The organism is Sulfitobacter sp. UBA4523, assembly GCF_002388305.1.
GTDB lineage: Bacteria > Pseudomonadota > Alphaproteobacteria > Rhodobacterales > Rhodobacteraceae > Sulfitobacter > Sulfitobacter pontiacus.
The window spans coordinates 1-16,538 of record NZ_DGMH01000064.1 but is presented as its reverse complement, the minus strand read 5'-3'; the positions used below and the strand labels follow the sequence as shown (position 1 = coordinate 16,538).

The following is a 16,538-nucleotide window of genomic DNA, read 5'->3' as shown; positions in this document are numbered from 1 at the left end:
AAACGGCGGGTCGAAACGCTTAATGCCATGCGCATGGCACGGCTTGATGCGCTCAAATCGACAGAGCGGCTCACGCTGGAGACGCTGATCGATGCCTATGTCACCCCGTATCTCGAAATCGCCTCGCGCGGGGATCCGCAATGGCGGGCCTATGCGCAGCTGGTGGCGCGGATCATGTCTGACGAACGCTATTACCGCGAGGCAGGGCCGCTTTATGATCGCGTCGCCTCTATCTACCTTGATGAAATGGCGCGTCTGCGTCCTGATGCCGACCGTGAACAGCTTGCCGCGGTGCTGTCGCTGACCGTGTCCTCGATGGTGTCCATCGTCGCAAGTGGCATCCGCATTGCGGGCCTGTCGCAAAGTGATCGGCGCGAAAGCCCTATGGTGTATCGCCCGCTCTTGCTTGATTTTTGTGTGGGTGGCGTTCTGCGCGCGCTTGAGCCAAAGTGCTAGGCAACTCAACGCGATAAAAGGCCCCACGTCATGAAATCCTATCCCAAAGTCTGGTTCCTGCGGCACGGTGAAACCGAATGGAACGCAGAAGGGAGGGTGCAGGGCCAGACCGAATCCGTGCTTTCCGAACGGGGCAAGGTCCATGCGCAGCAGCAGGCCGAGCTGATGGCACCGATCCTTGCGGATAACCTGCCCTGCATCGTGTCGCCGCTTAAACGCACGCGCCAGACCGCGGATATCGCCCTTGGCGGGCGGGACTACCAGACCGACGATCGTCTGAAAGAGATTTTCGCCGGCGATTGGGAAGGCCACCTGCGCGCCGATATCTTCAAGAACCTGCCCGAAGGCATCACGGCGCAAAGCCCCCATATGGAATTCTATTGTGCCGCTCCCGGTGGCGAAGGCTTTGACGTGTTTCAGGCGCGGGTGAATGCCTTTGTCGACACGCTGACCGAACCCACCGTCGTGGTCGCCCACGGGCTTAGCGGCCAGCTTTTGCGCGGCGCGCTCTGCGGGTTGAGCCGCGCCGAGCTGGGCCAGTTGTCAAACCGGCAGGGCTGCGTCTATGTGCTTGAAAACGGGCAGGAAACGGTGCTGTCGGTTGACTGACACGACCTCGATGATGCCCCCCTGCACCGTGGCCGTCATCGGCTGCGGGTTGATCGGCGCAAGCTGGGCCGCGCTGTTCCAGCACGCAGGCCACAGCGTCCGCGCGTGGGACCCTGACACAGGTGCCCGCGACGGTTTCGCCGCCCGCGTGGCGGGGCCCTTGGCGCAACTGCAAGAAATCTCGGCAGGGGCGGCCCCCCAAGGCGCGCTTTCAACCCACGAGAGTTTGCAAGACGCCCTACAAGACGTTGTGCTGATCCAGGAAAACGCGCCCGAGAACGTGCCGCTGAAACACCAGCTTTACGCACAGATCGAAACTATCGTCGCGCCGGATGTGATTATCGCCTCCAGCACCTCGGCGCACCCGTGGTCGGATCTTGTGCCGGGGATGCTGCACCCCGACCGGCTGATCACCGCACACCCCTTCAATCCGCCCCATCTGGTGCCGCTGGTCGAAGTCTACGGCCCCGATCCTCAGGTGCTCGACTGGGCCGAAAGGTTCTACCGCAGCCTCGGCTCCGCGCCCGTGCGGCTGAAAAAAGATGCGGTAGGGCATATCGCCAACCGGCTGTCCTCGGCGCTCTGGCGCGAGGCGGTGCATATCGTCGCCGAGGGCATCGCCGATGTCGACGCGGTGGATCAGGCGCTGGTCAACGGACCGGGGCTGCGCTGGTCGGTGCTGGGGGCGCATATGGCCTATCACCTTGGCGGGGGTGCCGGGGGCATGGCGGGCTATCTGGCCCATCTCGGGCCAAGCCAGCAGAAACGTTGGGATAATCTCGGCGCGCCTACGCTCGACGCCGATACCTGCGCGCGTCTGGTCGACGGGGTGAACGTTGAGGCCGCAGGCCGCAGCATCGCCCAGCTAGAGGCCGAACGCGACGTCGCCCTGATCGAACTTGCACAGATGCGCAAACGGCTGGCGGATCGGAAAGCCTGAGGCCACGGGGCCCTAGATGGATTTGCGCGCGCGCATCGCTGCGGTGATCGTCCCATCGTCAAGGTAATCAAGTTCCCCGCCGATCGGCACACCCTGGGCCAGAGAGGTCAACCGCACCTGACCCTCAAGCTGGTCCGCGATGTAATGCGCCGTGGTCTGCCCGTCGATGGTGGCGTTCAGCGCCAGAATAACCTCCGACACGGCCTCGTCGCGCACGCGGTCCAGCAGCCGGGGGATGCGCAATTCCTGCGGGCCGATGGCATCCAGCGCCGACAGCGTGCCACCCAGCACATGATAGCGCCCCTTGAACACGCCCGACCGCTCCATCGCCCATAGGTCCGCAACATCCTCGACCACGCAAATCTCGCCATTGGCGCGTTTCTCCGACGTGCAGATGTCGCAGATATCGGCGGTGCCCACATTGCCGCAGTTGATACATTCGCGCGCCGTCGCCGCCACGGTCTGCATCATATCGGCCAAAGGGGTCAGCAACAGCGCGCGCTTTCGGATCAGATGCAGCACCGCCCGGCGGGCCGAGCGTGGCCCCAATCCGGGCAGCCGCGCCATCAGGTCGATGAGCGCATCAATGTCGCGTGTGCTGCTCATCTGTGGACCCCCATGGCGTTGATGTGAAAGAGTTTAATGCCTTCGGCGAGGATTTAACCCCATTTGGAAGGATCAGAACGGCAGCTTCATATCCGCGGGCAGACCCATGCCTTCGGTCAGCTTGCTCATCTCGGACTGGGCGCGGTCGGTGGCTTTGGTCTGCGCGTCCTTGATCGCGGCGAGGATCAGGTCCTCGACGACTTCTTTCTCGTCGCCGTTGAAGATCGACGGATCGATATCCAGCGACTTCAGCTCGCCCTTGGCGGTGCAGGTCGCCTTGACCAGACCGGCACCGGATTCCCCTTCGACGATGATATTGTGCATGTCTTCTTGCAGCTGCGCCATCTTGCCCTGCATCTGCTGCGCCGTCTTCATCATCTTGGCCATGTCACCCATGGCACCCAAACCTTTAAGCATGTGGTCGTCTCCTGTAGCTTTATTTGCTTATGTATATGCGGTCTTTGCCGCCCCCCGACAAGGGGTGCCCCGGCGTGGATAGGTCGCGGGCAGAGCAGGGGCAGGCGGGGTCAGTCGTCCTCGAAAGGGTCCCATTCGTCTTCGACCTCGGGCAGCGCTTCGGACACGGCGGCGGCGGCGATTTCCTCGGGCGTGCGGATCGACAGGATCTTGGCCCCGGGAAAGCTCGCCATGACGGCCTGCATCAACGGGTGGTTTTCCGCCTGCGATTTCAGCGCGTTTTCCTTGGCGTCACGGACTTCGGCGATGGTTTTGGCGCTGCTGTCGCCCACGATGGTCACAGCCCAGCGGTTACCGGTCCACAGTTGCAGCCGCGTGCCAAGGCGCTGCGCCAGATCGCGGGGGGCGCTGTCGGTCGGGGTGAATTCGATCCGCCCCGGTTGATAGGCCGCCAGCCGGACCGAGGTCTCGACCTCCACCAACAGCTTCACGTCGCGGTTGCTGCGGATCAGCTCGACCACATGTTCAAACGTCGGGTACTGCGCCAAAGCCTGCGCCACCGCCGGCGCAAGTGCCGCCATCGTCGCGCCGCCCGCAGGACCGCCCGACATCTGCTGGCTGCCCATGGCGCTGGTCGATCCACCTCCGGCGGGCACGGCGGCCCCGCCCCCCGGACCCTGCGGCGGGGCGGGAGGAGGCGTGGTATTGGCCAGCTTGCGGGCAAGCTCTTCAGGGCTGGGCAGGTCGGCGACATGGGTCAGGCGGATCACGGCCATCTCGGCGGCCATCATCGCATTGGGCGCGCTTGCCACCTCGTCCAGCGCTTTCAGCAACATCTGCCACAGACGGGTCAGCACGCGCATCGGCAGGGTTTCCGCCATGGTGACGCCACGGCTGCGTTCCTCGGGCGAGACGGTGGGATCTTCGGCGGCATCGGGGGTGATCTTGACCACCGATACCCAATGGGTGATCTCGGCCAGATCGCGCAGCACGGCCATCGGGTCGGCCCCGTCGGAATACTGGTTGCCCAGCTCGTCCAGCGCGCCGGCCGCATCGCCGCGCAGGATCATATCGAACAGGTCCAGCACCCGCCCGCGATCCGCCAGCCCCAGCATCGCACGCACCTGCACCGCCGTCGTTTCGCCCGCCCCGTGGCTGATTGCCTGATCCAGCAAGGACGTGGCATCGCGCGCCGACCCTTCGGCGGCACGGGTGATCAGCGCCAGCGCATCCTCTGCAATCTCGGCCCCTTCGGCGGTGGCGATCTTGCGCATCAGCGCGATCATCACCTCGGGCTCGATCCGGCGCAAATCAAAGCGTTGGCAGCGCGACAGCACGGTCACGGGCACCTTGCGGATCTCGGTCGTGGCGAAGATGAATTTGACGTGCTCTGGCGGTTCCTCAAGCGTCTTAAGCAGCGCGTTGAACGCGCCGGTCGACAGCATGTGCACCTCATCGATGATATAGACTTTGTACCGGGCCGAGGCCGCGCGGTAATGCACGCTGTCGATGATCTCGCGGATATTGCCGACGCCGGTGTTCGATGCGGCGTCCATCTCCATCACGTCGACATGACGGCCCTCCATGATGGCGACGCAATGTTCGCAGACCCCGCAGGGTTCCGTCGTCGGCCCGCCGTTGCCGTCCGGCCCGATGCAGTTCATCCCCTTGGCGATGATCCGTGCTGTCGTCGTTTTGCCGGTCCCGCGGATGCCGGTCATGATAAACGCCTGCGCAATGCGATCCGCCTCGAACGCGTTTTTCAGCGTGCGCACCATCGCGTCCTGCCCGACCAGATCGGCAAAGGTTTCAGGCCGGTATTTGCGGGCCAATACGCGATAGGCAGAGGGTGCTGTCATGACGATCCTGCAAGATTCGATTGAAGCCCTGAACCTAGAGCATCCAAAGGATGCCGCCAACCGCAACCGAGGCAAAGCTGAAAATCACCGCCAGCGTCTTCATCCGCGCATTGGGTTGCGCATTGGCATGGTGGTCGTTCAGCCGGTCCAGCGTCTTGGTCGCCGCATCATGGGCCGCCCAGAAGATATAGACCGCCGCGACGACAAAGATCGTTGCCACGCTTTTCGCAGCCCAGGTCGGGTCAAAATCACCGAACACCGCCTTAAGCCCGATCGCCACCGCAAGCGACGCCATCCCCGTGCGCATCCATCCTGCAAAGGTGCGCTCGTTCGCCAAAATCGTGCGGTCTTCGGCCCAGTCGGTGCGGTTCTCGGCCAGCTCATTGCTTTTATTCATTGAACTATTGTGCGCGTCGCGCGTTACGCTGACAATAATATTTGACATAACGGGGACAGATTTATGCGGTTGCGCGGCATCAGAAGAAGCAAAAACGTTGAGGTCCGCCGCGGGGGGCGCGGGGGCGGTGCCGGGCGTGCGGGCGGTCTGGGGATCGTCGGCGTCTTGGCGGTGCTGGCGATCGGCTATTTCACCGGCATCGACGTATCGCCCTTGCTGAACGGGGGCGGCGCGCCGCAAACCCAGCAGGGCGCGCCGGTCTCTGACTCTGACGAGCAGGCCACGCAGTTCACCGCGCGGGTGCTGGCCACCACCGAAGATGTCTGGGGCGAGATTTTCACACAGCAGTTGGGCCGTGAATACGTGCCGCCCAAGCTCGTTGTCTTTTCCAACGTCACGCAAAGTGCCTGTGGCGGGGCCTCTGGCGCGACGGGGCCGTTCTACTGCCCTGCGGATGAAAAGGCCTATATCGACACGCAATTCTTTGATCTTCTGGCGCAGCGCATGGGAGCAGGCGGGGATTTCGCCGCCGCCTATGTGATTGCCCACGAGGTCGCCCACCACGTCCAGAACGAACTGGGCATCCTGCCCAAGGTCGATGCGCTGCGCCGCCAATCCTCGACCGCCGAGGCGAACGCCCTGACCGTACGGCTCGAGCTGATGGCCGATTGTTTTTCGGGCATCTGGGCCAAGAACGTCAAAGGTCTGATGGAGCGGGGTGATCTGGACGAGGCATTGAACGCCGCGCGCAAGATCGGCGATGACCACCTGCAACGTCAGGCCGGTCGCGTCCCCCAGCCCCACACCTTTACCCACGGCACGTCCGAGCAGCGTTCAAGCTGGTTCCAGCGCGGGTTCGATAGCGGTCAGGTCGGCCAATGCGACACATTTGCGGCAGAGCAGCTGTAACAGCGTTCGATGCTATAACGCAAAAATAATTATTATAAACAAGAGGTTAAGTTACCCGTGGGTAACCTGACCTGTTGCCTGTGGCCGTGCCGAAATGCCAATACCCAACCGCCGCGGGGCGCTGCGGGGCAGGGGCAATAAGCAATCTATATATGGCGGGGTGGGCTGCCCCTCTCGGGCCATCCTTTGGATGACCCTGCGGGGCGACGCGTATTTTGCTGCGCAAAATACGCTGGGGTGAGAGGCTGATAACGACCCAAGTGGGTCTCGTTACGGCTGCTTCCTTCCGGATCTGACCGGGTTGGCGAGGCACCTGCCCGCACCAACCTCTCACCGTCCATATAGTATAGGGCCGGATGGGATGCAAGACGGGCCCAAAGGCGATTTTATCTCGGGCGTTTTTAGCGGGCACAGCGCCATGCAGCCTTGGCATCGCGCGGTTTGGCCAATAGGCATGGTGCACGCAAACGGGAGGATACGCATGAAGCACGCCGAGACGGTCACTTTCGGAGGGTCAGCGCTTGACCGCGCCGGAGAGGTTCGCGCCGACAAGGAGGCCGTGGCCGCATTGCGCGCCGATGACGCCGCCCGCGCCATTCTGTTCTGGCGGGGTAAGGTCCTGATCGACCCCGCGCGCCCCGCGTCTGTTGTGCGTTTGCCGCTGGATCACCCCGTTCTGGCGGATGCCGGCTCTGCCCCGATCTTGCTGGGGCGCGAAGAGGGGGCCGCGCGGTTTGCCTATGACCTGTCGCCGTGGATGCCCGATGACTTCGACCCGCGTCAGCTGGGGTCTTTCGTGGATCAAAGCGAACAGCGCCACCCGATGTTGCCGCCCGACTATGCTTTCGTCGAAATGCGCCGCGTGATGACGTGGCTCAGCCCGCGTGACGCCGAACTCGCCGCGACCGGCAAGGCCATTCTGGCGTGGCACGAAAACCACGGCTACTGCGCCCGCTGCGGCTTTGAAACCGTGGTGAATGACGCAGGCTGGCAACGCAACTGTCCCGCGTGTCGCGCGTCGCATTTTCCGCGCACCGATCCGGTTGTGATCATGCTGATTACCCACGGCAACTCTGTCCTGATGGGGCGGTCGCCGGGTTGGCCCGAGGGGATGTTCTCGCTTTTGGCGGGGTTTGTCGAACCGGGTGAAACGCTCGAAGCCGCCGTGCGCCGCGAGGTATTCGAAGAGGCGGGCGTGCAGGTCGGTCAGGTCAGCTATCTTGCGAGCCAGCCTTGGCCCTTTCCCGCGTCGCTCATGTTCGGCTGCGCCGGAGAGGCGACAAGCCACGAGATCACCATCGACCCCAAAGAGATCGAAGAGGCCCTTTGGGTGTCGAAAGAGGACATGATGGATGTCTTTGCCGGGCAACACCCCAAGATCAAACCGGCCCGAAAGGGGGCGATTGCGCATTTCCTGCTGGAAAACTGGCTTGCGGATACGCTGGATTAAGGCAACCTTCGGGAAAGACGACGAACAAGGCAGAACATGAAATTTTCCACCAAAGAAGACATCGACGCGCCGATTGATGCGGTATTCGACATGCTGTGCGAATTTGACCAGTTCGAACGCGCCGCCATGCGCCGCGGCGCAGAGGTGCAGCGCGTGGACCGGCTCGCAGAAGCGGGACCGGGGATGCAGTGGGAAGCTGCCTTTGACATGCGCGGCAAACGACGCGAGCTTCAGGTCGAGATGGACCGTTTTGACCGCCCGACCGAAATGAAGCTGAACACCCGTTCGCAGGGGCTGACCGGCGACATGAGCTTTGATCTGGTCGCCCTGTCACGCAGCCGCACCCGCATCATGGTCGCGCTAGAGCTCAAGCCACAAAACCTGTCGGCCCGTCTGCTGGTGCAGTCGTTGAAACTGGCCAAAAATTCGCTGACCAAGAAGTTCAAGAAACGTGTCGGCGACTATGCCAAGGACATGGAAGACCGCTACCACAAACCCCGCTAGGGGGTTTGCGGTGGTTACCGCGTTTACTGGCCGTGACGGTCGGGATGCGCGGGGTAGACGCCCAGAATATCGATGAAGTTGGTGAAATGCGCCAACTCCTCCAGCGCGCGGGCGACGGCGGGGTCTTCGGGGTGGCCTTCGATATCGGCATAGAACTGTGTCGCCGTGAACGACCCGCCCGCCATGTAGCTTTCCAGCTTGGTCATGTTGACGCCATTGGTCGCGAAACCGCCCATGGCCTTGTAAAGCGCCGCCGGGATGTTGCGCACCTGAAAGACAAAGGTGGTCAGCATGTTTTCCGCACGGCGGGTCTGGTCCAGCTCGGGTGACATCAGCAAAAAGCGGGTGGTGTTATGGTCCAGATCCTCGATGTCGCGGGCCAGCACCTTGAGCCCGTGAATATCCGCCGCGACCTCGCTTGCCAGCACGCCGACATCGCGTTCCTCCGACACCGCAAGATCCGCCGCCGCCCCTGCGCTGTCTGCCGCTGCCTCTGACGTGATGCCATGGGCGTCCAGCCAGCTGCGCGCCTGCGGGATCAGCACCATATGCGCGCGCACGTGTTTGATGTCTTCGAGCTTTACACCGTCATGGGCCATCAGGCTGATGCGCACGCGCACGAAGGCCTCTGCGATGATGCGCAGCCCGCTTTGCGGCAGCAGCCGGTGGATGTCCGCAACCCGCCCGTAGGTCGAGTTTTCGACCGGCAGCATCGCCAGATCGGCGCGGCCTTCGCGCACGGCGCGGATCACCCCTTCGAAGGTCATGCAGGGCACGGGGATCATGTCGGGGCGGGCTTGCAGGCAGGCTTCGTGGCTATAGGCCCCCAAAGCACCTTGGAAAGCGATGCGTGGCGCGGTTTTACTGGTCATCAGGGGCATCCTTCTTCAAGCCGTTGCCAACTATGGCGTTTGGTCGCGGTAACTACACCTTGCCCCGACGAAGGGAAAGCAATAGATACGCCTGCAATACGATGCCCGAATACCAACGATGGACCTTCACGCATGTTCGATACAATGACCGTTACCAAAATCGCTGCCGGCCTGTTTGGCGCTTGGCTTGTCCTTCTGCTTGGCAAATTCGCGGGCGAAGAGCTTTATCATGCCGAAGCGCATGGCGAACAAGGCTATGTCATTGAAGTGGCAGACGCCTCTGGTGGCGGTGAGCCCGCTGAAGAAGTCGATTTCGCCGAGATCATGGCGGCCGCTGATCCGGCCAAGGGTGAAAAGGTTTTCCGCAAATGTTCCGCCTGTCACAAGGTTGAAGATGGTGCGAATGCGGTTGGTCCCTACCTCTACGGTGTTGTCGGGCGTCCGGTTGATTCCGCTGACGGGTATGCGTCCTACTCCGGCGCGCTTGAGAAAGTGGCTGAGACATGGACCCCCGAGAACCTGAACGCCTTCCTGACCAAGCCTGCCGGTTTCGCGCCAGGCACCACGATGGGTTTCGCGGGTCTGCCCAAGATCGAAGACCGGGCGAATGTGATCGCCTATCTCGACAGCCTGGACAACTGATCCACCCCATATTCCGATTGCAAGGCCGCCCCCTCGTGGGCGGCCTTTTGCTGTGAAGTGCCCTGTTTTCAGTCAGGTAACATATTCGCAACTTGTAACTTGGGCGGTCGGGCCGTTAGCGTGTATCCGGCAGTGATCTGCCGCGACGACCCTTGTCTATCGCCTGTTGTTATAAAGGATACGCCCGATGCCCCGGACCCATGCCCGTGCTGACACAAAATCGCAAACCCCCATGCTGCGCGTCGCTGGCGCGGCCTTGCTTGTTTTCGGGGCCGCGATGCTGGGCGGTGCCGCTTGGGGGCAGGATGACGCCGCGCAGGGCAGTGACAAGATCATCACCGCGCATGGCTATTCCTTTTACGGCGATCTGAAATACCCCGCCGACTACACCCATTTCGACTATGTGAACCCCGAGGCCCCCAAAGGCGGCGAGATTTCAATCTCTACCCTCGGGACGTTTGATTCGATGAACCCCTATTCGCGCAAGGGCCGTGGCGGCGCGTTGAGCACGGTGATGTATGAAAGCCTGCTTGGCGAGGGCGTCGGCGGAGAGATCGTGCCCGCCGATGTTTACGGTGAAGCCTATTGCCTGCTGTGCGAGAGCCTTGAATACCCCGAGAGCAAGGATTGGGTGGTGTTCCACATGCGCAAGGACGCGAAATTTTCGACCGGCGATCCGGTGACGGCCCATGACATCGCCTTTAGCCACAACCTGCTGCTGGATCAGGGGCTGAAATCCTATGCCGATGCAGTGCGCAAGCTGATCCCCAAGGTCGAGGTGATCGACGATTACACCATCAAGTTCTATTTCAGCCCCGGCGTGTCCCGGCGCAGCCTGATCGAACAGGTCGGCGGCGTGCCGGCGTGGTCGAAAAAATGGTACGAGGAAACCGGCGCGCGGCTCGACGAATCGCGGCTGGAAACCTCGCCCGGGTCCGGCCCGTATATGATCGACAGCATCGATGTGAACCGTCGGATCGTCTACAAGCGCAACCCCGATTACTGGGGCAAGGACCTGCCGTTCAACGTGGGCCGCAACAATTTCGATAAAATACGCGTCGAATACTTCGGCGACGAGAATTCCGCGTTCGAGGCCTTCAAGGCGGGTGAATATACCTTCCGCACCGAGGGCAGCTCGAAACAATGGGCGTCGTCCTATGACTTCCCCAAGGTGACCGCAGGGCAGGTGGTCAAAGAGGATATCCCCGACGGGTCGCCTCCCACGCCCTCGGGCATCGTGTTCAACCTTGGCCGCGAGGTCTTGCAGGACAAGCGCGTGCGCGAGGCCGTGGCCCTGGGGTTCAACTTTGAATGGACCAATGAATCGCTGCAATACGGGCTGTTCAAACAGCGGGCGTCGTTTACGCAGGACACACCGCTGATGGCCACGGGCGCACCCCAAGGGGCCGAGCTGGCGCTGCTGGAAAGCCTTGGCGATGTCGTGCCGCCCGAACTGCTGACGCAAGACGCGGTGGTGCCGCATACCTCGGATGCGAGCCGCCTGTCGGACCGTCGCAACCTGCGCCGCGCAATGAAGCTGCTGGACGAGGCCGGTTGGGCCGTGGGCGATGACGGCAAACGCTATAATGCGCAGGGCAAACCCTTGCAGTTGCGGTTCTTGCTGAACTCCTCGGGGTCGGCGACGCTGTCGGCGGTGATTGAAAACTTTATGTCGAATTTGCAAAACATGGGCATTGATGCCGTGCTCGAGAAAGTCGACAGTTCCCAATACACGGCCCGCGAACGGGACCGCGATTACGACATGGTCTATGACAGCTATGGGGCGTTTCTGGGCACAGGCACCGGGCTGGAACAACGCTATGGGTCAGAGGCGGCGGCCTATTCGCTGTTCAACCCTGCGGGGCTTGCCAGCCCGCTGGTGGATGCGATTGTGACCGCGTCGCTGGCAGCCGACACGAAAGAGGAAGAGGACGCCAGCCTGATGGCGCTGGATCGGGCACTGCGCTATGAATTTTTCATGATCCCGACCTGGTATAACGACAGTTTCTGGACCGCCTATTACGACCAGTACGAACACCCCGAAACGCAGCCGCCTTACGCTTTGGGCTACCTCGATTTCTGGTGGTACAATGCCGATAAAGCAGACGCCTTGCGCGCTGCAGGCGCACTGAGGTAAACGCCGGCCATGGGCGCATATATTCTTCGACGGCTGTTGCTGATCATACCGACGTTGCTTGGGATCATGCTGATCAACTTTGCACTGGTGCAGTTTGTGCCGGGTGGCCCTGTTGAGCAGGCGATCGCGCGTATTCAGGGCGGTGGTGACGTGTTCGAAGGGTTCTCTGGCGGGGGATCGGATGCGGGGAATGCCGCAGATACCGGCGGCAACGAGAATTACGTTGGCGCACGGGGCCTGCCGCCCGAATTCATCGCAGAGCTTGAGAAAGAGTTCGGCTTTGACAAACCGCCGGTAGAGCGGTTCGTGAACATGCTGTGGAATTACATGCGGTTCGATTTCGGCGAAAGCTACTTTCGGTCGATCAGCGTGATCGAGTTGATCAAGGAAAAGCTGCCCGTGTCGATCACGCTGGGGCTGTGGTCGACGTTGATTGCCTATCTGGTGTCGATCCCCCTTGGCATCCGCAAGGCGGTCAAGGATGGCACGGCCTTTGATACATGGACATCGGGCGCGATTATCGCCGCCTATGCGATCCCGGGCTTTCTGTTCGCGATCCTGCTGCTGGTGCTGTTCGCGGGCGGGTCCTACTGGCAGATATTCCCGCTGCGGGGGCTGACTTCGGATAACTTTGACCAGCTGAGCCCCTTGGGCAAGGTCGCGGATTACTTCTGGCACATCACGCTGCCGGTGCTGGCCTCGACCATCTCGGCCTTTGCGACGCTGACGTTGCTGACCAAGAACAGCTTTCTCGACGAGATCAAGAAGCAATATGTCGTCACGGCGCGGGCCAAGGGGCTGTCAGAGCGTAAGGTGTTGTACGGCCACGTCTTCCGCAACGCGATGCTGATCGTGATCGCGGGCTTTCCAGCGGTGTTTATCGGTGTGTTCTTTGGCGGCTCGCTGATCATCGAGACGATCTTTAGCCTTGATGGTTTGGGCCGTCTGGGGTTCGAGGCGGCGGTTGCGCGGGACTATCCGATCGTCTTCGGCACGCTGTTCATCTTTGGCCTTATCGGTCTGCTGGTCGGTATCCTGTCTGACCTGATGTATGTGGTCGTCGACCCGCGCATCGACTTTGAAAAACGCGAGGGCTGAACCCGATGGCGCTATCCCCGCTGAACCAACGCCGCTGGCGTAACTTTACCCGTAACCGCCGCGCCTATTGGAGCCTTTGGATTTTCGCGATCCTGTTTGGCATCTCGCTGTTCGCCGAATTTGTGGCCAACGACAAACCGATCCTCGTGAACTATCGCGGCGACTATTACATGCCGATCTTCAAGTTCTACCCCGAGACCGAATTCGGCGGCGATTTCCTGACCGAAGCGGTGTACCGCGACCCCGAAGTGCAATGTCTGATTGCCTCGGGCGGGTTGATCGACTGTCTGGACGACCCCGAGGGGATCATCGAGGACGCGCAGGATGGCGAGGTCGCGGGCGAGCCGATTTCGGCGGGTTGGTCGATCTGGCCGCCCATCCCCTATAGCTTTGACACCGCCGTGGACCGGCCCGGCGCGGCCCCGCTGCCGCCGAACGGGCAGAACCTGCTGGGCACCGATGGCACCAAACGTGACGTGCTGGCGCGGGTCATTCATGGCTTCCGGCTGTCGATCATCTTTACCCTGATTGTGACGGGGGCGGCATCGTTGATCGGGATCATCGCGGGGGCGGTGCAGGGGTTCTTTGGCGGCTGGACGGATCTGATCTTCCAGCGCGTGATCGAGATCTGGACCTCGACCCCGTCGCTTTATGTGATCATCATCATGTTCGCCATTCTGGGGCGCAGTTTCTGGCTGCTGGTGTTCTTGCTGGTGCTGTTCAGTTGGACGTCGCTGGTGGGTGTGGTGCGGGCCGAATTCCTGCGCGCGCGGAACCTTGAATATGTGCGTGCGGCGCGTGCGCTTGGGGTGGGGAATATGACGATCATGTTCCGCCACATGCTGCCCAATGCGATGGTCGCGATGCTGACGATGCTGCCGTTTATCATCACCGGCACGATCAGCACGCTCGCGATCCTTGATTTTCTGGGCTTCGGCCTGCCGTCGTCGGCCCCGTCCCTGGGCGAGCTGACGTTGCAAGCCAAGCAGAACCTGCAAGCGCCCTGGCTGGCGTTCACCGCGTTCTTCACCTTTGCCATCATGCTGTCGCTGCTGATCTTTATCTTTGAAGGGATCCGCGACGCCTTTGACCCGAGAAAGACGTTCTCATGACGCCTTCGACCCAGAACGCCGCGGTGCTGCAAGTGGATGACCTGCGCGTCTCCTTCCGTCAGGAAGGCGCGTTGACCCATGCGGTCAAGGGCGTGAGCTTTGCCGTGCAGCGCGGGGAGACCGTGGCGCTGGTGGGGGAGTCCGGCTCGGGTAAATCCGTATCGGCGCTGAGCACCGTATCGCTGTTGGGCGACAGTGCCGAGGTGTCGGGGTCGGTGCTGTATGACGGGCAGCAGATGGTCGGGGCGAGCGACAAGCTGCTGCGCAAGGTGCGTGGCAATGACATCAGCTTTATCTTTCAAGAGCCGATGACCTCGCTGAACCCGCTGCATACGATCGAAAAGCAGCTGGCGGAATCGCTGGCGCTGCATCAGGGCGTGGCAGGGGCCGAGGCGCGGGCGCGTATCCTTGAACTGCTGGACAAGGTCGGGATCGTGGATGCGGAAAGCCGGTTGGGGGCCTACCCGCATCAGCTGTCGGGTGGGCAACGGCAACGGGTGATGATCGCGATGGCGCTGGCCAACAAGCCCGATGTGCTGATCGCGGATGAGCCGACCACGGCTTTGGATGTGACCATTCAGGCGCAGATACTGGACCTGCTGAAAGAGCTGAAAGACAGCGAGGGCATGGGCCTGCTGTTCATCACCCATGATCTGGGCATCGTGCGCCGCATTGCCGATCGCGTCTGCGTGATGAAACAGGGCGAGATTGTCGAACACGGCCCCACGCACGAGATTTTTGACAACCCGCAGCACCCCTACACGATCAAGCTTTTGGGGGCGGAGCCATCGGGCCGACCGGACCCGGTTGCCCCCGATGCCGAGGTGATCGCCAGCACCGATCATCTGAAGGTCTGGTTCCCGATCCAGAAGGGGTTCATGCGCAAGACGGTGGATCACGTGAAGGCGGTAAACGACGCGTCGTTGTCGGTGCGCGCGGGGGAAACCCTTGGTATCGTGGGTGAATCCGGGTCGGGCAAGACGACGCTGGCACTGGCGATCATGCGCTTGATCTCCTCTGAAGGGGGGATCAACTTTATGGGGCAGGACGTGCGCAGTTGGTCCACGCGGCAGTTGCGGCGGTTGCGCAAGGATATGCAGATCGTGTTTCAGGATCCGTTCGGCAGCCTGTCGCCGCGGATGACCTGTATGCAGATCATCGCCGAAGGGCTGAGCGTGCATAAGGTGGACCCCGACCGCAATCAGCGCGAACTGGTACGCGATGTGATGATCGAGGTGGGCTTGGACCCGGCCACGATGGACCGCTATCCGCACGAATTTTCCGGCGGGCAACGTCAGCGGATCGCGATTGCGCGGGCGATGGTGCTGCGGCCCAAGCTGCTGGTGCTGGACGAGCCTACCTCGGCGCTGGATATGACCGTGCAGGTGCAGATCGTGGACCTGCTGCGCAATCTGCAGCGCAAATACGGGCTGGCCTATCTGTTCATCAGCCACGACCTGAAAGTCGTGCGCGCGATGTCGCATAAGGTGATGGTGATGAAGCGGGGGGATGTGGTCGAATACGGCGATGTCGATACGCTGTATGACAATCCGCAGTCCGATTATACGCGCACCTTGCTACAGGCGACGACCTGAGCAGGCCAAGCTTAAGAGCTTGGCCCGATCATAAAGCAGTTCACATTGCGGGCGACCAGACGGCGGCAGGCCAGATCGGCTGTCTCGCGGGTCATGCCAAGGAAGTTGGCGTCGAACCCTTGCGGGCGACGCACGACTTTGCGCAGGCTGCCGTCGAGGGTCGAGATTTCGGACAATGCGGTTTTCAGCAACACTTTCTCGGCGGCATAGCGGCTGGGATAGCGGCCCACATTCACGCCCCAGTGACGGCCACCAGATGTCGACACGCGTGTGATGACCTCGGGGGCGGGGGGCGCTTTGGGGGTGACCTGTTTTACCGCGGCGGTTTCAACCAGCGATGCGGCAGCCGAGGGGCGCAGCGTGGGCCGGACCGAGACCGAGGCGAGCAGGGTTTCCGCCTCTGCTGCGGGTTCCGGTGTCGGGGCAGGGGCCTCTGCCACGACGGGCGGCGCGGTTTTCTGCGCCTCTTTCAGCGCGGCGGTGATGTCCGAGTTCAGGATCGGCGAGGTCGCTTGGGGCACCTCTGCGGTGGCAACCACGACCTGAGGCTGGTGGCCCGGACGCAATGTGGGACGTTTGGAGGTGGTGACGGCCCCCACGAGGCGGATGACCTTGCCCGCGGCCCCGTCGGATGCGACGGGCGTATCTTCGACATCGGCGTAAGCGGGTTTGGAGGGTTTTTTCAGCGGCGCGCTGGAGGGGGCGCGGCGGAAGCCCAGATCCATCAGCTCGGCCACTTTAGCGTTCCGCGCGCTGGTGGAGGTGCCGCCGAAGACGGTCACGATAATGCGTTCATTGCCCCGTTCGGCCGAGGCGGTGAGGTTGAAGCCGGCGGCGCGGGTGTAGCCGGTCTTGATCCCGTCGGCACCGGGCACGACACCTGTTATCGGATCGTGGTTGCGCTGTTCGATTCCGTTGTACTCGAGACCCTGCGC

General features: G+C 62.1%; 16 protein-coding genes, 1 other RNA gene and 1 pseudogene. 11 read left to right on the top strand and 7 right to left on the bottom strand.

All coding sequences use genetic code 11. From position 1 onward, the window contains the following. From B3849_RS14760 to B3849_RS14750, 3 genes are all read left to right on the top strand, one after another. Positions 1–456: TetR/AcrR family transcriptional regulator (locus B3849_RS14760; protein ID WP_286780389.1), on the top strand; the 456-nt coding region annotated here is incomplete at its 5' end. Positions 457–486: 30 nt separating this feature from the next. After that, positions 487–1,065 (top strand): histidine phosphatase family protein, encoded by a 579-nt coding sequence (locus B3849_RS14755; protein ID WP_064215875.1) that lies wholly within the window; start codon positions 487–489, stop codon positions 1,063–1,065. Beyond that, positions 1,058–2,005 carry a 3-hydroxyacyl-CoA dehydrogenase NAD-binding domain-containing protein gene (locus B3849_RS14750; RefSeq protein ID WP_278424662.1) on the top strand — a complete coding sequence of 316 codons (948 nt, stop codon included), beginning with the start codon at positions 1,058–1,060 and terminating at the stop codon, positions 2,003–2,005. The genes B3849_RS14755 and B3849_RS14750 overlap by 8 nt, the downstream gene beginning before the upstream one ends. A 12-nt stretch (positions 2,006–2,017) precedes the next feature. Here B3849_RS14750 and recR read toward each other — a convergent pair whose 3' ends face one another. From recR to B3849_RS14730, 4 genes are all read right to left on the bottom strand, one after another. Next, positions 2,018–2,611 carry a recombination mediator RecR gene (gene recR, locus B3849_RS14745; RefSeq protein WP_009825384.1) on the bottom strand — a complete coding sequence of 198 codons (594 nt, stop codon included), beginning with the start codon at positions 2,609–2,611 and terminating at the stop codon, positions 2,018–2,020. A gap of 72 nt (positions 2,612–2,683) precedes the next feature. Then, positions 2,684–3,028, bottom strand: a complete 345-nt coding sequence (locus B3849_RS14740; RefSeq protein WP_005850050.1) for a YbaB/EbfC family nucleoid-associated protein — start codon at positions 3,026–3,028, stop codon at positions 2,684–2,686. Between the two features lie 110 nt (positions 3,029–3,138). After that, a complete protein-coding gene (locus tag B3849_RS14735) occupies positions 3,139–4,887 on the bottom strand; it encodes a DNA polymerase III subunit gamma/tau (RefSeq protein WP_286780388.1) in 1,749 nt (582 codons plus the stop codon). A 34-nt stretch (positions 4,888–4,921) separates the two neighbouring features. Beyond that, on the bottom strand, positions 4,922–5,284 hold the full coding sequence (locus B3849_RS14730; RefSeq protein ID WP_037966831.1) for a DUF202 domain-containing protein: 363 nt from the start codon (positions 5,282–5,284) through the stop codon (positions 4,922–4,924). Positions 5,285–5,347: 63 nt separating this feature from the next. Between B3849_RS14730 and ypfJ the strand changes: the two genes are divergently transcribed. Next, on the top strand, positions 5,348–6,193 hold the full coding sequence (ypfJ, locus tag B3849_RS14725; protein ID WP_278424658.1) for a KPN_02809 family neutral zinc metallopeptidase: 846 nt from the start codon (positions 5,348–5,350) through the stop codon (positions 6,191–6,193). Between the two features lie 235 nt (positions 6,194–6,428). Here ypfJ and ffs read toward each other — a convergent pair. Beyond that, an RNA gene (gene ffs / locus B3849_RS14720) (signal recognition particle sRNA small type) lies at positions 6,429–6,526 on the bottom strand. Positions 6,527–6,674: 148 nt separating this feature from the next. On the opposite strand from ffs, the gene nudC reads away from it, so the two are divergent. After that, positions 6,675–7,643, top strand: coding sequence for an NAD(+) diphosphatase (gene nudC, locus B3849_RS14715; RefSeq protein ID WP_132998169.1), 969 nt, complete (start codon positions 6,675–6,677; stop codon positions 7,641–7,643). Between the two features lie 36 nt (positions 7,644–7,679). Next, positions 7,680–8,147, top strand: a complete 468-nt coding sequence (locus B3849_RS14710; protein ID WP_005850040.1) for an SRPBCC family protein — start codon at positions 7,680–7,682, stop codon at positions 8,145–8,147. Between the two features lie 23 nt (positions 8,148–8,170). On the opposite strand, the gene B3849_RS14705 is transcribed toward B3849_RS14710, so the two are convergent. Beyond that, entirely contained in the window at positions 8,171–9,019 is an 849-nt protein-coding gene (locus B3849_RS14705; RefSeq protein ID WP_037941199.1) for a prephenate dehydratase, read from the bottom strand. A 132-nt stretch (positions 9,020–9,151) separates the two neighbouring features. Here B3849_RS14705 and B3849_RS14700 point away from each other — a divergent pair, with 132 nt between their 5' ends. From B3849_RS14700 to B3849_RS14680, 5 genes are all read left to right on the top strand, one after another. Next, positions 9,152–9,661 carry a c-type cytochrome gene (locus B3849_RS14700; RefSeq protein ID WP_005850037.1) on the top strand — a complete coding sequence of 170 codons (510 nt, stop codon included), beginning with the start codon at positions 9,152–9,154 and terminating at the stop codon, positions 9,659–9,661. 187 nt (positions 9,662–9,848) lie between these two features. Then, positions 9,849–11,798: an extracellular solute-binding protein gene (locus B3849_RS14695; RefSeq protein WP_278424655.1), complete on the top strand. Its 1,950-nt coding sequence runs from the start codon at positions 9,849–9,851 to the stop codon at positions 11,796–11,798. 9 nt (positions 11,799–11,807) lie between these two features. Next, positions 11,808–12,896, top strand: coding sequence for a microcin C ABC transporter permease YejB (locus B3849_RS14690; protein ID WP_278424654.1), 1,089 nt, complete (start codon positions 11,808–11,810; stop codon positions 12,894–12,896). A 5-nt stretch (positions 12,897–12,901) separates the two neighbouring features. Then, entirely contained in the window at positions 12,902–14,008 is a 1,107-nt protein-coding gene (locus B3849_RS14685) for an ABC transporter permease (protein WP_074637256.1), read from the top strand. Continuing rightward, on the top strand, positions 14,005–15,603 hold the full coding sequence (locus tag B3849_RS14680) for an ABC transporter ATP-binding protein (protein ID WP_278424652.1): 1,599 nt from the start codon (positions 14,005–14,007) through the stop codon (positions 15,601–15,603). The genes B3849_RS14685 and B3849_RS14680 overlap by 4 nt, the downstream gene beginning before the upstream one ends. Before the next feature lie 11 nt (positions 15,604–15,614). On the opposite strand, the pseudogene B3849_RS14675 reads toward B3849_RS14680, so the two are convergent. Continuing rightward, positions 15,615–16,538 (bottom strand): annotated as a pseudogene (locus tag B3849_RS14675) (D-alanyl-D-alanine carboxypeptidase); the annotation flags it as partial.

Bases quoted from the DNA above. Each gene is read 5' to 3' on its own strand.
- B3849_RS14755 (WP_064215875.1), top strand. From the start codon at position 487: ATGAAATCCTATCCCAAAGTCTGGTTCCTGCGGCACGGTGAAACCGAA.
- recR (WP_009825384.1), bottom strand. From the start codon at position 2,611: ATGAGCAGCACACGCGACATTGATGCGCTCATCGACCTGATGGCGCGG.
- B3849_RS14740 (WP_005850050.1), bottom strand. From the start codon at position 3,028: ATGCTTAAAGGTTTGGGTGCCATGGGTGACATGGCCAAGATGATGAAG.
- B3849_RS14735 (WP_286780388.1), bottom strand. From the start codon at position 4,887: ATGACAGCACCCTCTGCCTATCGCGTATTGGCCCGCAAATACCGGCCT.
- B3849_RS14730 (WP_037966831.1), bottom strand. From the start codon at position 5,284: ATGAATAAAAGCAATGAGCTGGCCGAGAACCGCACCGACTGGGCCGAA.
- ypfJ (WP_278424658.1), top strand. From the start codon at position 5,348: ATGCGGTTGCGCGGCATCAGAAGAAGCAAAAACGTTGAGGTCCGCCGC.
- nudC (WP_132998169.1), top strand. From the start codon at position 6,675: ATGAAGCACGCCGAGACGGTCACTTTCGGAGGGTCAGCGCTTGACCGC.
- B3849_RS14710 (WP_005850040.1), top strand. From the start codon at position 7,680: ATGAAATTTTCCACCAAAGAAGACATCGACGCGCCGATTGATGCGGTA.
- B3849_RS14705 (WP_037941199.1), bottom strand. From the start codon at position 9,019: ATGACCAGTAAAACCGCGCCACGCATCGCTTTCCAAGGTGCTTTGGGG.
- B3849_RS14700 (WP_005850037.1), top strand. From the start codon at position 9,152: ATGTTCGATACAATGACCGTTACCAAAATCGCTGCCGGCCTGTTTGGC.
- B3849_RS14695 (WP_278424655.1), top strand. From the start codon at position 9,849: ATGCCCCGGACCCATGCCCGTGCTGACACAAAATCGCAAACCCCCATG.
- B3849_RS14690 (WP_278424654.1), top strand. From the start codon at position 11,808: ATGGGCGCATATATTCTTCGACGGCTGTTGCTGATCATACCGACGTTG.
- B3849_RS14685 (WP_074637256.1), top strand. From the start codon at position 12,902: ATGGCGCTATCCCCGCTGAACCAACGCCGCTGGCGTAACTTTACCCGT.
- B3849_RS14680 (WP_278424652.1), top strand. From the start codon at position 14,005: ATGACGCCTTCGACCCAGAACGCCGCGGTGCTGCAAGTGGATGACCTG.